Source organism: Leclercia sp. UBA7405 (assembly GCF_037152215.1).
In the GTDB taxonomy this organism is placed as follows: Bacteria; Pseudomonadota; Gammaproteobacteria; order Enterobacterales; family Enterobacteriaceae; genus Enterobacter; species Enterobacter pneumoniae.
The window spans coordinates 510,073-525,488 of the sequence record NZ_JBBCMR010000003.1; the positions used below are offsets into that span (position 1 = coordinate 510,073).

17 protein-coding genes are annotated in these 15,416 nt (G+C 53.1%); 9 read left to right on the forward strand and 8 right to left on the reverse strand.

Annotation, left to right across the window (positions count from 1 at the left end; genetic code table 11):
- Genes WFN75_RS17780 through WFN75_RS17790 form a run of 3 tightly spaced genes read left to right on the forward strand, consistent with a single transcriptional unit; the run spans position 1 to position 3,670 of the window.
- Entirely contained in the window at positions 1–2,436 is a 2,436-nt protein-coding gene (locus WFN75_RS17780) for a fimbrial biogenesis usher protein (RefSeq protein ID WP_336996600.1), read from the forward strand.
- Complete coding sequence (locus WFN75_RS17785; protein ID WP_212476789.1) at positions 2,433–2,969, forward strand: hypothetical protein; 537 nt, start codon at positions 2,433–2,435, stop codon at positions 2,967–2,969. The genes WFN75_RS17780 and WFN75_RS17785 overlap by 4 nt, the downstream gene beginning before the upstream one ends.
- Entirely contained in the window at positions 2,966–3,670 is a 705-nt protein-coding gene (locus WFN75_RS17790; protein ID WP_336996601.1) for a DUF1120 domain-containing protein, read from the forward strand. The genes WFN75_RS17785 and WFN75_RS17790 overlap by 4 nt, the downstream gene beginning before the upstream one ends.
- A 60-nt stretch (positions 3,671–3,730) precedes the next feature.
- On the opposite strand, the gene sspB is transcribed toward WFN75_RS17790, so the two are convergent.
- From sspB to zapE, 5 genes are all read right to left on the reverse strand, one after another.
- A complete protein-coding gene (gene sspB, locus WFN75_RS17795; RefSeq protein WP_040073849.1) occupies positions 3,731–4,228 on the reverse strand; it encodes a ClpXP protease specificity-enhancing factor in 498 nt (165 codons plus the stop codon).
- Between the two features lie 5 nt (positions 4,229–4,233).
- Positions 4,234–4,872, reverse strand: a complete 639-nt coding sequence (sspA, locus tag WFN75_RS17800) for a stringent starvation protein SspA (RefSeq protein ID WP_040073848.1) — start codon at positions 4,870–4,872, stop codon at positions 4,234–4,236.
- A 311-nt stretch (positions 4,873–5,183) separates the two neighbouring features.
- A complete protein-coding gene (gene rpsI, locus WFN75_RS17805) occupies positions 5,184–5,576 on the reverse strand; it encodes a 30S ribosomal protein S9 (protein WP_003860436.1) in 393 nt (130 codons plus the stop codon).
- A gap of 15 nt (positions 5,577–5,591) precedes the next feature.
- On the reverse strand, positions 5,592–6,020 hold the full coding sequence (gene rplM / locus WFN75_RS17810) for a 50S ribosomal protein L13 (RefSeq protein WP_040073847.1): 429 nt from the start codon (positions 6,018–6,020) through the stop codon (positions 5,592–5,594).
- Positions 6,021–6,298: 278 nt separating this feature from the next.
- A complete protein-coding gene (zapE, locus tag WFN75_RS17815) occupies positions 6,299–7,423 on the reverse strand; it encodes a cell division protein ZapE (protein WP_233800472.1) in 1,125 nt (374 codons plus the stop codon).
- A gap of 190 nt (positions 7,424–7,613) precedes the next feature.
- Between zapE and zapG the strand changes: the two genes are divergently transcribed.
- The 3 genes from zapG to degS all read left to right on the forward strand — a co-directional run bounded on the left by zapG (position 7,614) and on the right by degS (position 10,705).
- Positions 7,614–8,012: a Z-ring associated protein ZapG gene (gene zapG / locus WFN75_RS17820; protein WP_040073845.1), complete on the forward strand. Its 399-nt coding sequence runs from the start codon at positions 7,614–7,616 to the stop codon at positions 8,010–8,012.
- A 170-nt stretch (positions 8,013–8,182) separates the two neighbouring features.
- Entirely contained in the window at positions 8,183–9,547 is a 1,365-nt protein-coding gene (degQ, locus tag WFN75_RS17825) for a serine endoprotease DegQ (protein ID WP_286808707.1), read from the forward strand.
- An 87-nt stretch (positions 9,548–9,634) separates the two neighbouring features.
- Positions 9,635–10,705 carry an outer membrane-stress sensor serine endopeptidase DegS gene (degS, locus tag WFN75_RS17830; RefSeq protein WP_046885859.1) on the forward strand — a complete coding sequence of 357 codons (1,071 nt, stop codon included), beginning with the start codon at positions 9,635–9,637 and terminating at the stop codon, positions 10,703–10,705.
- A gap of 53 nt (positions 10,706–10,758) precedes the next feature.
- On the opposite strand, the gene mdh is transcribed toward degS, so the two are convergent.
- Positions 10,759–11,697, reverse strand: a complete 939-nt coding sequence (gene mdh, locus WFN75_RS17835) for a malate dehydrogenase (protein ID WP_040073843.1) — start codon at positions 11,695–11,697, stop codon at positions 10,759–10,761.
- Between the two features lie 404 nt (positions 11,698–12,101).
- On the opposite strand from mdh, the gene argR reads away from it, so the two are divergent.
- The 3 genes from argR to yhcN (WFN75_RS17850) all read left to right on the forward strand — a co-directional run bounded on the left by argR (position 12,102) and on the right by yhcN (WFN75_RS17850) (position 13,584).
- Positions 12,102–12,572, forward strand: a complete 471-nt coding sequence (gene argR / locus WFN75_RS17840) for a transcriptional regulator ArgR (RefSeq protein ID WP_046885760.1) — start codon at positions 12,102–12,104, stop codon at positions 12,570–12,572.
- A gap of 378 nt (positions 12,573–12,950) precedes the next feature.
- Positions 12,951–13,214 carry a peroxide/acid stress response protein YhcN gene (yhcN, locus tag WFN75_RS17845; protein WP_040073841.1) on the forward strand — a complete coding sequence of 88 codons (264 nt, stop codon included), beginning with the start codon at positions 12,951–12,953 and terminating at the stop codon, positions 13,212–13,214.
- A gap of 103 nt (positions 13,215–13,317) precedes the next feature.
- Positions 13,318–13,584 carry a peroxide/acid stress response protein YhcN gene (yhcN, locus tag WFN75_RS17850; RefSeq protein ID WP_336996602.1) on the forward strand — a complete coding sequence of 89 codons (267 nt, stop codon included), beginning with the start codon at positions 13,318–13,320 and terminating at the stop codon, positions 13,582–13,584.
- A 56-nt stretch (positions 13,585–13,640) separates the two neighbouring features.
- Here yhcN (WFN75_RS17850) and WFN75_RS17855 read toward each other — a convergent pair whose 3' ends face one another.
- Complete coding sequence (locus WFN75_RS17855; protein ID WP_040073839.1) at positions 13,641–13,913, reverse strand: barstar family protein; 273 nt, start codon at positions 13,911–13,913, stop codon at positions 13,641–13,643.
- Between the two features lie 44 nt (positions 13,914–13,957).
- Complete coding sequence (locus WFN75_RS17860) at positions 13,958–15,412, reverse strand: NAD-dependent succinate-semialdehyde dehydrogenase (RefSeq protein WP_336996603.1); 1,455 nt, start codon at positions 15,410–15,412, stop codon at positions 13,958–13,960.
- Between the last annotated feature and the right edge of the window lie 4 nt (positions 15,413–15,416).

Sequence of the window (15,416 nt, forward strand, 5' to 3'; positions counted from 1 at the left end):
ATGTGGTTACATGGATCGTTCTTAAAAAAATTAATTGTTATTACGCTTGGTACGCTGCCTGTAGTCATTTATCCGACCGTTGCTTCCGCGGATGAAAGTCAGGCGGTAGATTTTGATCGCGAGACGCTCAAAGCGTTGGGCATGGACCCTGCCATCTCCAAATATTTTGAGAAAGAAGCTCGCTTTGCGCCCGGTGAAGTCCCGCTGGCATTGAAAGTGAATGGCACTTCGAAAGGTGCTTTTATCGCTCGTTTTTCTGAGAAAGGCGAACTCTGTTTTGATGAAGGGTTGCTTAAGCAGGCGGCGCTGAAAATACCCAGCGATATTAACGACATGCCTTGCTATGACTTTCGCAAAACCTGGCCCAATACGATCATCAAACAGCATCCTGAAAAGGAAGAGCTGGAAATCATCGTACCGACTGACGCGCTGGACAGTCAGGCGGACGATCTGGGCGATTACGTAACTGGTGGCGCGGCGGGAATGTTAAATTATTCCCTTTTCACGACCCGAAACCATTTTGCTGATTCGCAATCCGACTATTCACAGGCGACGATTGACGGCGGTTTCAACATCCTCGACTGGATGGTGCGCTCGCACCAAATGCTGAGCTATAACGACGGCAGATACAGCACCATAAGCTCCTCAACATGGATACAGCATACCTTTGTTGGGCTTGGCAGCACCATGAAAGCGGGTGAGGTCAGTCTCAATAATAGCTTACTGGATGGAGCATCCATTTACGGCGTATCGTTCTCACCGGATAGCGCATTGTCTCCCAATGATGCTGGTGTCCAGGTAAGCGGTATCGCCAACTCTTCCCAGGCTCGCGTGGAGATTCGTCAGGGTAATAAGCTCATCGCCTCCAACCTTGTTCCTCAGGGACCCTTTACGCTCACGGATCTTCAACTACTCGATCGCAGCAGCGATCTGTCGGTGACGGTGGTGGAAGCGGACGGTTCGCAGCAACGCTTTATCGTACCGGCAACACAATATAACCGGGGGAGCGGCACGCCGACGGGCATCCACGTAGCATTTGGGCGCGTCGATGATGATTACAAGAAAAAGCCCTGGGTGGGTAGCGTGTCGATGGGCACTCGTTTAACCCATAACCTTAACCTGAGCGGCGGCCTGATCGGCGCACGGGATTATCAAAACGCCGCGATTAACGTCGACTGGCTGCTTACACGCCTGAGCACGACGACGCAGTTGGCGGTATCAAACGATCGGGAATACACCCTTCAGGGGCAAAAAGCCTCGGTTTCGGCAAACTATGCGCTTACGCCAAACATCAGCCTGCGGGCCAGTGCTGCGCACGCGACGCGTGATTACCGCACCTTGTCGGACACGCTCGACAACGATTTTGTGGCGCAAAACAAAAATGAATACTCTGCTGGGATAAGCCTGGCGACCGAGGCGATCGGCAGCCTGGGCCTGAGCTACTATCAGACGGACAGTTACCAGCGCGATAATGATACTCGCTATCTCGCGCTGAGCTGGTCGAAAGCCTTCCGTCGCGCCATGTTATCCGTGAGCTGGCAGCACCAGTTAGGGACCAACGGCCAGCTCCACTATGACAGCGGCAATGGCAAAAATAACACGGCAGGAAACGATAAGGATCTGGTCTACGTGAATCTCAGCATACCGCTGGGAGAGAAGTCGGCCAACCTGTATAGCCGCCATGACAGCAACAACACCCATTTTGGCGCCACGATGAACGCCAATGTCTCTGACGAGCTGAACTACTCGGTCGGCGCGGAAAGAGGCACCAAAGATAACGTTAACGCCGTCAACGGCGGTATTAACGCCAATCTGCATTATACCCAGTTGAACCTGAACGCCAGCGCAGACAACGATCGAAATCGGACCTACAGCGCATCGATGCAGGGGGGAATTGTGGCCCACGGCAACGGTGTGACCTTCTCTCCGTGGCAGATCAACGACACCTTCGCCGTTGCTCGCCTGGATAGCAATATTTCCGGGGTCAGAATTGAGACGCCACAAGGCCCGGTCTGGACTGACAGATGGGGCCAGGCCATCATTCCGGCGCTGCCCCCCTACCGTAACGCGTTAGTACAAATTGATACAGAAACCCTGCCGCGCAATGTGGACGTCAGTAACGGAAGTAAGCGCATGAAACAGGGCCGCGGTGCTGTCGGAAACGTCAATTTCAAATTACTGGAACAGCGTCGGGCACTCCTCTACGTCACCCTTCCTGATGGTAGCAAGCTGCCGAGAGGCATTGCCATTGAAGATACTGACGGGAAATACATCACCACCGTGGTCGAAGACGGTATCGTTTTCATTAATAACATTCTGCCGAGACAGATCCTGGCGGCAAGACTCGAAAATGGCGTTTGCCGTATCGAAACGTCATTGCCTGAAAACAGCGACCCTAACACCTTTTACGATACCGCAGAGGGGGTATGCAAATGAGAAGTGAACTCCGTTATTCACTCTGCCTGATGTTATTCACGTCCAGTCTGGCCCTTGCGGATTGTCAGATTACCGCCAGTCAGCCTTCGCTCTCCTACGGCCGGATGAGCCCGGCAGAACGCCAGCTGCAGGGTAGCCAAAAGATTACTCTGACGGAAAAGCAGGTGGTGGTACGCGCCGTGTGCGATACACCTTCCCGAATCCGTCTGTTTGTCTCTTCTGGTTTGGCCAACGGCAACCAGTTTGGATTCGGCAGTCGCGGAGCAATGAAAGTCATGGCGAGCCAGGCAATGCTGGATGACCGTAGCGTGCGGCTCAGTAAAGTGAGCGCTGGCGACGAGGCCATTACCGACGCGGGCCAATCCTCATTGTCTCTCAACGTCAACGACGGGTTAGCGTTTATCGACAGTGGCGAACGGACGGCAAGCCAGGCGAGCGTCACGCTGACGGTTACGCCGCAGTTTGAAAACGAAGCCATTACTGATACAACCCGCTATGCCGGTAACATTAGAGTTAGGGTGGAAGCACAATGAATACACTGCTCAAAACACTCATCGGGCTGGTTGTATCAACCTCTCTGGCCTGGGCATCGGACACCGTGAATATTGATGTGTCTGTCACCACAGATGCCGCAGCCTGTACGCCCACGCTCAGTAATAACGGCATCGTAGACTTCGGGAAACGTTCTGCCGCGTTGCTTTCTGCCACCCATTTCACTCAGTGGGGCAGTCGCGACATCACGCTGAATATCGTATGCGAAGCCTCCACGGCCGTGGCTATCACCGCCCGAGATTCGCGACCCGATTCTGTCGCTTATGGTCAGGATGGAAACGGCAATACCGGCCCTGACGTCCCTTTCCAGGGGCAGGGCAATATCAGTAATCCGGAGCGTCTGTTCGGACTGGGCAAAACCAGCGAAGGTAAAAATATTGGTAGCTATGCCATTGTCATCGACCAGGAGAGTGTGCAGGCGCAGGATGCGGGTTTGGCTGTCCCGATAAGCATTGTCAGTGCCAGCACCACGGCCGGCCCCTGGTCCATCGCCTCTCCTGCCGCGTTCTCATCGGGTATGAACGGATATTTATCCTTTGCCCGTAAAAACAGTACCACGCTGCAGCCTGTGACAACGGTAGTTGTGCCTCTGCGCGTATCCGCGAGCATCGCCAGTGGCCTCACTTCCGGCAACACTATCGGGTTAGATGGATTAGCCACCATTACGCTCGTTTATCTTTAAAGGTTTCTTACCGATAAAAAAAAGCCCAAATAGAAATTTGGGCTTTTTATCATTCGCACATTACTTCACAACGCGTAACGCAGGTCGACCACCGCGCGGCGGCGGATCGTCATCCGGATCGTTGTCGTGGTCATGGTCAGGCTTATCACCGTCGATAACCGACATGACGGTTTCGTTCTCGCCAGTCGCGGTCTCTCCGTCATCGTTCAGGCTTGTCACATCTTCATCATAAGCCGCTTCAGGCTCAAACATGGTACCGGCACCGTTTTCACGAGCATAAATTGCCAGCACCGCAGCCAGCGGCACGGAAACCTGACGTGGCACGCCGCCAAAACGCGCATTAAAGCGCACTTCGTCGTTTGCCAGCTCCAGATTACCTACGGCACGCGGAGCGATATTGAGAACGATCTGCCCGTCGCGCGCATACTCCATCGGGACCAGTACGCCAGGCAGCGTCACATCCACAACCAGGTGCGGCGTGAGCTGGTTATCCAGCAGCCATTCATAGAAGGCGCGCAGCAGATAAGGACGGCGTGGAGATAACTGTGACATTTCCACAATGATTAACCCCGGCCGAGACGCATTTCACGTTCGGCTTCTGTCAGAGAAGCCAGGAAAGAGTCGCGCTCGAAGACACGCGTCATATAGCCTTTCAGCTCTTTCGCACCCGGGCCACTGAACTCAACGCCCATTACCGGCAGACGCCACAACAACGGCGCCAGGTAGCAATCGACCAGGCTGAACTCATCGCTCAGGAAGAAAGGCTTCTGACCAAACACCGGTGCAATAGCCAGCAGCTCTTCGCGCAGCTGTTTGCGCGCGGCATCGGCTTCAGAAGAGGTTCCATTCACGATAACGTTCATCAGCGTATACCAGTCTTTCTCGATACGCTGCATGTACAGGCGGCTTTCACCACGCGCAACCGGATAAACTGGCATCAGCGGCGGATGAGGGAAACGTTCATCAAGGTATTCCATAATGATACGGGATTCCCACAGGGTCAGCTCACGATCAACCAGCGTCGGCACGCTTTGGCTCGGGTTGAGATCGATAAGATCCTGAGGCGGGTTATCCTTTTCCACATGCTCGATCTCAAAACTGACACCCTTCTCGGCCAGCACGATACGAACCTGATGGCTATAAATGTCAGTAGGACCAGAAAACAGCGTCATTACCGAACGTTTGTTGGCAGCGACAGCCATGAAAACCTCCAGGTATATTCAGAATTTTTACTGCTACCGGCCACGTGGCCAGCCAGATGATTTGTCACCCATCCCGGAGAGCCTAAATCATTGCTCAAAAAGCGAACAAAAATCGAGTATTCACCGATATTTGGGCATAAAATTGGATGATAGTTTACCAGATTTTGATGGCTTTGTGGTGAGGCGATTCTGGAAATGCCGAAAAAGAGGAGATAAACAAGCTTATCCTGTGGGTAACCGCAGCAGCGGTCATAAAAAAACCCGCCGAAGCGGGTTTTTGGCCAATTGTTGTCTGCCAAAGCAGAAAGCAATTAACGCTTGGAGAACTGTGGACGACGACGTGCTTTACGCAGACCCACTTTCTTACGTTCAACCTGACGAGCGTCACGAGTAACGAAGCCAGCTTTACGCAGTTCAGAACGCAGGGATTCGTCGTACTCCATCAGAGCGCGGGTGATACCGTGACGGATCGCACCTGCCTGACCAGAGATACCACCACCTTTAACAGTGATGTACAGATCCAGTTTTTCTACCATATCAACCAGTTCCAGCGGCTGGCGAACTACCATGCGGGCAGTTTCGCGACCGAAGTACTGTTCCAGAGAACGCTGGTTGATTACGATTTTACCACTGCCCGGTTTGATGAACACGCGAGCTGCGGAACTTTTGCGGCGACCAGTGCCGTAGTATTGATTTTCAGCCATTGCCTATAATCCCGATTAGATGTCAAGAACTTGCGGTTGCTGTGCCGCGTGGTTGTGCTCGTTGCCTGCGTAAACTTTCAGTTTACGGAACATAGCACGACCCAGCGGGCCTTTTGGCAACATGCCTTTAACCGCGATTTCAATCACACGCTCAGGACGGCGAGCAATCATCTCTTCAAAGGTCGCTTCTTTGATACCACCGATGTGGCCAGTGTGATGGTAGTACATTTTGTCAGTACGCTTGTTGCCAGTTACTGCAACTTTGTCTGCGTTCAGAACGATGATGTAGTCACCAGTATCAACGTGCGGAGTGTATTCCGCTTTGTGCTTACCGCGCAGGCGACGAGCCAGTTCAGTAGCCAGACGGCCCAGAGTTTTACCGGTCGCGTCAACAACATACCAGTCGCGTTTTACGGTTTCTGGTTTAGCTGTAAAAGTTTTCATTAAAAGCTTACCCAAATAAATAAGTTACACGTAGGTGTTCACCCAAACGTTTAATCAGTTGAGGTTCACACGACAGAGTCCGGCAAACCTACCCCTTCGAATAGCAAATGCCGACACATAGAAAGTTTTGGGAAAAAAACCTTCTTGTAACGTGGGGTCGCAAGATTATAGAGAAGTCGAGGTCAAAGATCGACCCCTAAATGTGATTTGACGAGGGTTTTTCAGCGGTGCGAAAAGCACCGCCCACTGCCCGACTTTTCCGGAACGAAAAGAGCCATTCAGGGCATATGCTCGCGTTTCAGGTACTCTTCGCTCTGCATCTCCTGCAAACGCGACAGACAGCGCTGGAACTCAAACTTTAACCGCTCGCCCTGATAGACTTCATAGAGCGGCACCGCGGCGCTTACCACCAGCTTAACGTGACGCTCGTAAAACTCATCAACCAGCGCAATAAAGCGACGAGCCTCACTCTCCATCAGCATGGTCATCACCGGCACATCAAAGAGCATGACGGTATGAAACAGGCGCGACAGTGCAATGTAATCATGCTGGCTACGGGCATCGACGCACAGCGTCGCGAAGGAGACGGCCAGCGTCTGGTTGGCCATGCCCAGCGTTGGCAACGGGCGGTGGTTAATCTCAAGTTCAGTGGCGTTTTCGCGCTTCGCCCCAGCCAGTGCCAGCCAGAGTTTATCCATCTGCTGGCGGGTATCATCATTGAGGGGGGACAACCAGAGATGTGCCTGCGTCAGCGTGCGCAGCCGATAGTCAACGCCCGCGTCCACGTTCATGACGTCACAATGCTGTTTAATCGCATCGATGGCGGGTAAGAAACGCGCCCGCTGTAAACCGTTGCGATAGAGTTCATCCGGCGGGATGTTCGAGGTTGCCACCAGGGTGATCCCCCGGGCAAAAAGCGCTTTCATTAGCCCGCCCAGCAGCATGGCGTCGGTAATATCGGAAACAAAGAATTCATCAAAACAGAGCACATCGGTTTCGGCTTTGAAACGTTCGGCGACAATATCCAGCGGATCGCTCTGCCCCTGAAGCGCGGTGAGCTCTTCATGCACGCGCAGCATGAAGCGGTGAAAGTGCAAACGCTGTTTACGCGTGCCCGGCAGGCTCTGATAAAAGAGGTCCATTAGCCAGGTTTTACCGCGCCCTACGCCACCCCACATATATAAGCCACGCACAGGTGTGATCGCCTGCGGCTCTTTTTTTCCTAACAGACGACCAAAGGCGGCTTTCAGTCCACCTGCGGGTGCGGCCTCGGTGGGACGGGATGTCAGCGCCTGAAAGATTTTTTCCAGACGATTTACCGCGTCGCGTTGAACATCGTCCGGCTGATGCGAGCCCTCCTGCAGGGCCTGCTGATAACGCATTGTCGGGGAGAGGCTTTGCATAATCTCGTTGTTATTCCTTCAATTAAGACGCGCCAACCTGCGCTGTTGACGAAAAAAAGGCCGTTCTACACTACGCGATGATACCGCGGGATTCCACTTCTACGGAAATAGCGGTTATAGTGGCATAATCAGGCACAGGCATGGAGCCGAGCCAATACCCTACGGAACCACAAGACAACGGGAGAAGTTCATGACCTGGGAATATGCGCTAATTGGTTTAGTCGTCGGCATCGTTATCGGCGCCGTGGCCATGCGTTTTGGTAATCGCAAATTGCGTCAACAACAGGCTTTGCAGTACGAACTGGAAAAGAACAAAGCTGAACTGGAAGAGTATCGTGAAGAGCTGGTTAGCCACTTTGCGCGTAGCGCAGAGCTGCTGGACAACATGGCGGATGATTACCGTCAGCTCTATCAGCATATGGCAAAAAGCTCCAGCAGCCTGCTGCCGGAAATGACCGCAGAAACGAATCCATTCCGTAATCGCCTGGCTGAATCCGAAGCCAGTAACGATCAAGCTCCGGTACAGATGCCGCGCGATTACTCTGACGGTGCATCTGGTCTGCTGCGCGGTGGCGTAAAACGCGACTAACCGCACAGCGCAAATATATTTCACGGGCGCAGCCTTTGCGCCCGTCCTTTCTTCATTACCCCAGCTATTATTTAGTCAAACACCTCATTGTTCAGCGTTTTAAAATTCAATAACATCAGACTGTTTTTGGGCCGATATTCCTTTACCCCAGGTTGCGAGAGCCAGCGTCAATGAACAAAAAAAATCAGCTGTTAAGCGCGTTAGCATTGTGTGTCGGATTCGCTCTTCCGGCATCTTTCCCTGTTTATGCAGCCATGCCTTCACAGGTTCCTGGCCAGGCGCCCCTTCCGACGCTCGCCCCAATGCTGGAGAAAGTGTTGCCGGCGGTGGTGAGCGTGAAGGTGGAAGGCACGGCGCAACAAAGCCAGCGCATTCCTGAAGAGCTGAAAAAATATTTCGGCGAGGATGGCGCCGATCAGGCGCAACCTTTTGAGGGGCTGGGATCCGGTGTGGTCATCGATGCCGCTAAAGGCTATGTACTGACCAATAACCACGTCATCAGCGAGGCTGACAAAATCAGCGTCCAGATGAACGATGGTCGTGAATTCGAGGCCAAACTGATTGGCGGGGATGATCAAAGCGACATCGCCCTGTTACAGCTCCAGAATGCCACTAACCTGACGCAAATCGCGGTTGCCGACTCTGACAAGCTGCGCGTAGGAGATTTTGCCGTTGCGGTCGGTAACCCATTTGGCCTTGGGCAGACTGCGACGTCGGGCATCATCTCTGCGCTGGGGCGCAGCGGCCTGAATCTCGAAGGGCTGGAAAACTTTATTCAGACCGATGCTTCCATCAACCGCGGAAACTCGGGCGGCGCATTGTTGAACCTGAACGGTGAGCTTATTGGTATCAATACCGCTATTCTCGCGCCGGGTGGCGGCAGCGTCGGCATCGGCTTTGCCATTCCGAGCAATATGGCTCGGACGCTGGCCCAACAGCTTATTGACTTTGGTGAAGTGAAACGTGGCCTGCTGGGCATTAAAGGGATGGAGATGAGCGCGGATATCGCCAAAGCGTTCAATCTGAATGTCCAGCGCGGTGCGTTTGTGAGTGAAGTCTTACCGAACTCTGGCTCAGCGAAAGCGGGCATTAAGTCGGGTGATGTCATTGTTAGCCTTAACGACAAGCCGCTGAGTAGCTTTGCGGAGCTGCGTTCACGCATCGCCACCACCGAGCCTGGCACCAAAGTGAAGCTGGGGCTGCTGCGAGAGGGTAAACCGATGACCGTAGAGGTAACGCTTGATAAAAGCACCTCCTCCTCTGCCAGCGCCGAGATGATTGCACCTGCGCTGCAGGGGGCGACCCTGAGCGATGGCCAACTGAAAGATGGTACCAAAGGGATCACGCTTGAGAGCGTAGAAAAGAGCAGCCCGGCGGCACAAGCGGGTCTGCATGAAGATGACGTGATCATTGCGGTCAACCGCACGCGCGTTCAGTCTATTGCCGAAATGCGCAAGGTGCTGGAGAACAAACCGGCGGTGATTGCCCTGCAGATCGTGCGGGGTAACGATACGCTCTATATTCTTCTGCGATAAGCATTTCTGCTCCGGGCATCACGGCATGTGATGTCCGGAAAAGTCATGTTATGCTGCAGCAGTTTTCACTTTAACGACGCCCGCATCATGTTTCTGAAGATCATTCGTTCGGTCGCCATTGGCCTGGCTGTTGGTGGCCTGTTACTGGTCGCCATGCCCTCTTTGCGCCAGTTTAATAAGCTGGCTGCGCCGCAGTTTGACAGCGCAGATGAAACACCTGCCAGCTACAACCAGGCGGTACGCCGCGCCGCGCCTGCGGTGGTGAATGTCTATAACCGCGGTCTGAACAGTACCAGCCATAATCAGCTGGAGATCCGTACCCTGGGCTCCGGGGTGATCATGGATGAACGCGGCTATATCATTACCAATAAGCACGTTATCAACGACGCCGATCAGATTATTGTCGCCTTGCAGGATGGGCGCGTGTTCGAAGCGCTGTTAGTCGGTTCAGACAGCCTGACCGACCTTGCGGTACTGAAAATCACGGCCACCGGCGGCCTGCCGGTGATCCCTATCAATCGCAAACGTAGCCCGCATATTGGCGATGTGGTGCTGGCCATCGGTAACCCTTATAACCTTGGGCAGACCATTACTCAGGGCATTATTAGCGCCACCGGCCGAATTGGCCTGAACCCCTCGGGCCGTCAAAACTTCCTGCAAACGGATGCTTCCATTAACCACGGTAACTCCGGCGGGGCGCTGGTCAACTCCCTGGGGGAGCTGATAGGCATCAATACGCTCTCCTTCGATAAGAGCAACGATGGTGAAACGCCGGAAGGGCTGGGATTTGCGATTCCCTTCCAGCTTGCAACCAAAATCATGGATAAGCTGATTCGCGATGGCCGGGTGATCCGCGGCTATATCGGTATTGGCGGGCGTGAAATCGCGCCACTGCACGCACAGGGCGGCGGCGGTATCGATCAGATTCAGGGAATTGTGGTTAACGAGGTCTCTCCGGGCGGGCCGGCGGCTGCAGCGGGTCTGCAGGTTAACGACGTTATTGTCTCGGTGAATGGCAAACCGGCGATTTCCGCGCTGGAAACTATGGATCAGGTGGCCGAAATCAGGCCTGGCTCCATCATTCCTGTCGAAGTGATGCGCGAGGACAAAAAGCTCACGCTGCAGGTGACCATTCAGGAATATCCCGCCACCAACTGACAGCAATAAAAAAACCGGAGCCTGGGCTCCGGTTTTTGTTCACTGGGAGGAGATTACTTGTTTACAAACTCTTCGCCCAGTTTGATATCGCCTTTCAGCGTATCCAGCATGCCTGCCATCGCTTGTTGTTCAAACGCGCTCAGCGTGCCGATAGATTGACGTTCTTCGATACCGTTTTTACCCAGCAGCAGTGGCTGAGAGAAGAAGCGGGCGTGTTCGCCGTCACCTTCAACGTAAGCACATTCCACAACGCCTTTCTCACCCTGCAGGGCGCGAACCAGAGACAGGCCGAAGCGCGCTGCTGCCTGGCCCATAGAGAGCGTCGCAGAACCGCCACCCGCCTTCGCTTCCACCACTTCGGTGCCCGCGTTCTGGATACGTTTGGTCAGGTCAGCCACTTCCTGCTCAGAGAAAGTCACGCCTGGGATCTGGGAAAGCAGCGGCAGAATAGTCACGCCAGAGTGGCCACCGATAACCGGCACTTCCAGCTCGGTTGGCTGCTTGCCTTTCAATTCCGCCACAAAGGTGTTGGAGCGGATGATGTCCAGCGTGGTCACGCCAAACAGTTTGTTTTTGTCATACACGCCCGCTTTTTTCAGCACTTCTGCAGCAATCGCCACAGTGGTGTTGACCGGGTTAGTGATGATACCGATGCACGCTTTCGGGCAGGTTTCAGCGATCTGCTGAACCAGGTTCTTCACGATGCCCGCATTAACGTTAAACAGGTCGGAACGATCCATACCCGGTTTACGCGCGACGCCTGCAGAGATGAGAACCACGTCCGCACCTTGCAGCGCAGGACGCGCATCTTCACCGGAGAAGCCTTTGATTTTAACAGCCGTTGGGATGTGGCTCAGGTCAACCGCCACGCCTGGGGTAACCGGGGCAATATCGTACAGGGAGAGTTCTGAGCCTGAAGGCAGCTGGGTTTTCAGTAGTAGGGCAAGCGCCTGGCCGATACCGCCAGCAGCGCCGAGGACTGCGACTTTCATCCTAAACTCCTTATTATGGTGAGCTAAATATCTGTTGCTCCGTCGCGGCGACCTTAATTCAGCAGATAAATAATTACAATCGTCGTTGCTGCAGAATCAGGGGTCACTCACTTTTCGCTGCGGCCTGAAGGCTATCAGGTGCCTGGCGAGAACTAAGCAACGAATCAAGAGGGGGTTACAATACACCTCTGCGCGCCACCAAAACAACATCAATTTGATAACATTTAATTTACTTTTAATGTTATTTATAAGGCGTGACGCAGGCATGTTCCTGGATAACAAAATTTGATAAAATCCCGCTCTTTCATAACATTATTTCAGCCTAAGTTTGGGCAGATAGTTTGCATAAAAATTCATCTATGTGCATAATAATGTTGTTTCTACCGCCATATTTCGGGTGACTTATGCGAACCTCTTCAAAACAAGAAGAATTAGTGAAGGCGTTTAAAGCGCTACTTAAAGAAGAAAAATTCAGTTCCCAGGGTGAAATCGTCCAGGCCTTGCAGGAAGAGGGCTTCGATAACATCAATCAGTCGAAAGTCTCGCGCATGTTAACGAAGTTTGGCGCGGTGCGGACTCGCAATGCCAAAATGGAGATGGTTTATTGCCTGCCAGCCGAGCTTGGCGTTCCGACCACCTCCAGCCCGCTGAAAAATCTGGTACTGGATATCGATTATAACGACGCGGTTGTCGTCATTCACACAAGCCCGGGGGCTGCACAGCTTATCGCGCGCCTGCTGGACTCGCTGGGTAAAGCAGAAGGCATTCTTGGCACTATTGCCGGGGATGACACTATCTTCACCACCCCGGCCAATGGTTTCTCGGTCAAAGACCTTTATGAAGCCATCCTGGTGCTGTTCGAACAAGAACTCTGATCCCCCTTCCCTGCTGCTCCTGGCAGCGGGGAACCTACTGCCACAAACGCCCTTCTCCCTACATTCTGTTGCTTATTGCTTTCACATTTAGTGCGATTTCCTGCCATTTGACATTCATGTGGTGAATGATAAACCGTAAAATCGCACAAAAAATCAAAGTACTCTATCCCAATGATTTTTAAGGCTATACACCACCAATGTGACGAATAAGTGACCATTTTAATTCATTTTAGTTATAAAAAACGCCGTGCTTAATACGTAATTTCAGGGGAAACAATTAGCATGGTATTAATTTTTGCCGTTATTAGTGTATACTTGATTTTGTGATGAGGGTCACGAAATGAAAGGCCCTATAAAAAATACGACGAGGAAAAAATCATGAAAATCAAAACAACTGTAGCAGCGCTTAGCGTCCTGTCCGTTCTCTCTTTCGGTGCCTTTGCGGCTGATTCCATCAACGCTGAACAGGCACAGTCTCGCCAGGCTATCGGTACTGTTTCTGTTGGTGCAATCGGTACGTCACCAATGGATATGCGTCAGATGTTGAACAAAAAAGCGGAAGAACAGGGTGCCTCTTCTTACCGTGTGATCGAAGCGCGCAGTGGTGACCACTGGCACGCAACCGCAGAGCTGTATAAATAAGTTCTGGTAATAAGCACTGATAATTCACTCAACGGCGTCAGATATAAAAAAAGCGGTTTAATCCTTCATGCCGTTGAGCAAAACAACTTCTGGAGTAATGACTATGAAAATGAAATCTCTCATCGCCACACTGGGTTTAACCTCTGTTATTTCCTTTGGTGCCAGCGCGGCTGTGCAACAAGTGAATGCCGATCAGGCGCAAAACCTGCAATCCTTGGGTAGCGTATCCGTATCACAGGTTTCTGGCTCGCCAATGGATATTCGCCACAAACTGGCGGCAAAAGCTGAAAAAGCAGGTGCCAGCAGCTATCGCGTCACTGAACTCACTCAGGGCGATCACTGGCACGCCACCGCAGAACTGTATAAATAAACCCTCGTCGTACTCCGCGTACGACTTGCCCCTGCCTGTCAGGGGCTTTTTTATGTCTACGGCCGGACATTGAACCGAATTTGTCCTTCCAGCTCCTCTTCTGCCTCATCAAACAGCAAAACCAACGCCCCAAAACGCCTGCGTAGCTTCTCGGGGAGATGAATGAACTCAATCTCCAGCGGTACAGGGAGCGGGTGAGTCGTTACCACATCCCACAAGGAATCCAGGTTGGCGACCTTCCCTTTTTCAATGCCGAACACCCGCGAGAACTCGCGATAAAAGTCTTCCTGACTGTCGATTTCATCAAAATCAAACGTGTAGATATTCATTGTCCGCCACCCCGTAAAGGTGGGCGGCATAGCCGCCCCGACGATTATAATCCCCCGATATGCAGGGTTTTGACTTCAAGAAACTCTTCCAGCCCCAGTACCGAGCCCTCACGACCCAGCCCTGACTCCTTCACCCCACCAAATGGTCCAAGCTCAGTTGAGACCGCGCACTCATTAATACCGATCATGCCGCTTTCAATGGCCTGAGACACCCGGAATACGCGCGACAGATTCTGGGTGTAAAAGTAGGCAGCCAGACCAAACGGCGTGTTATTGGCTCGCTGGATCACCTCATCTTCTGTAGTAAAGCGGAAGCATGCTGCCACCGGCCCGAAGGTCTCTTCGCTGGCCAGCTTCATACCTTCATGACAATCTCCCAGCACCGTAGGCTGCCAGAAATTGCCGCCCAGGCTGTGCGGTTTACCGCCTGCCAGCACGGTTGCCCCTTTTGCGACTGCGTCTTCCACATGCTCGCGTACCTTTTCCACGGCAGAGGATTCAATAAGCGGCCCGACTACGATGCCCTCCTCCAGTCCATTACCCACTCTCAGCGCATTGACCGCCTCAGCAAGCTTGTTAACAAACTCGTCGTACACCGATTCCTGAATATAGAAACGGTTAACACTCACGCAGACCTGGCCTGCGTTACGGAATTTGTTAGCGATGGCTCCTTTTACGGCAGCGTCGATATCGGCATCGTCGAAGACGATGTACGGCGCGTTACCTCCCAACTCCATGGAGACTTTTTTCATGGTCTCTGCGGCGTTGCGCACCAGGGTTTTTCCAACCTCAGTAGAGCCGGTGAAGGAGATTTTTCGCACCTCATGGCTGGCCATAATGGCGTCGCTTATCTCATGCGTATTGCCCGCAACGGCGTTCAGCACGCCATCCGGCACCCCCGCTTTTTTCGCCAGCGTCAGCAGTGCAAAGGCACTAAGGGGAGTGTTATTCGCCGGTTTGATCACCCCCGTACAGCCGGCAGCCAGCGCCGGACCGAGCTTGCGGGTCAGCATGGCCATGGGGAAGTTCCATGGCGTGATGGCCGCCACCACGCCAACGGGTTCGCGAGTAGCAAGGATCCGGGAGCCGGGTTTAATGGGTGGGATAATTTCACCGTTTGCACGCTTGGCCTGCTCGGCAAACCACTGGATAAAGCTCGCCGCGTATTCTACCTCGCCTTCGGCCTCTTTCAGGGGTTTGCCCTGTTCCGTGGTCATCAACTGACCGAGCCAGCTTTTGTTTTCGATGATGAGTTCATACCAGCGATAAAGTATCGTCGAGCGCTCTTTAGCGGTTTTCGCCCGCCATGCAGGAAACGCCTTACTGGCCGCAGCGATAGCCTCTTCGGTCTCTTTGGTGCCCGCTTTCGCCACTTTGGCGATCACCTCGCCGGTAGCCGGATTGAGCACATCGAAGGTGGTGTCGAGCGTTTTCCAGACGCCATCAACCAGATACCCGGTTTGAAAAAGCGCACTGTCCTGGAGAGTCTGCGTTGTCATGGTG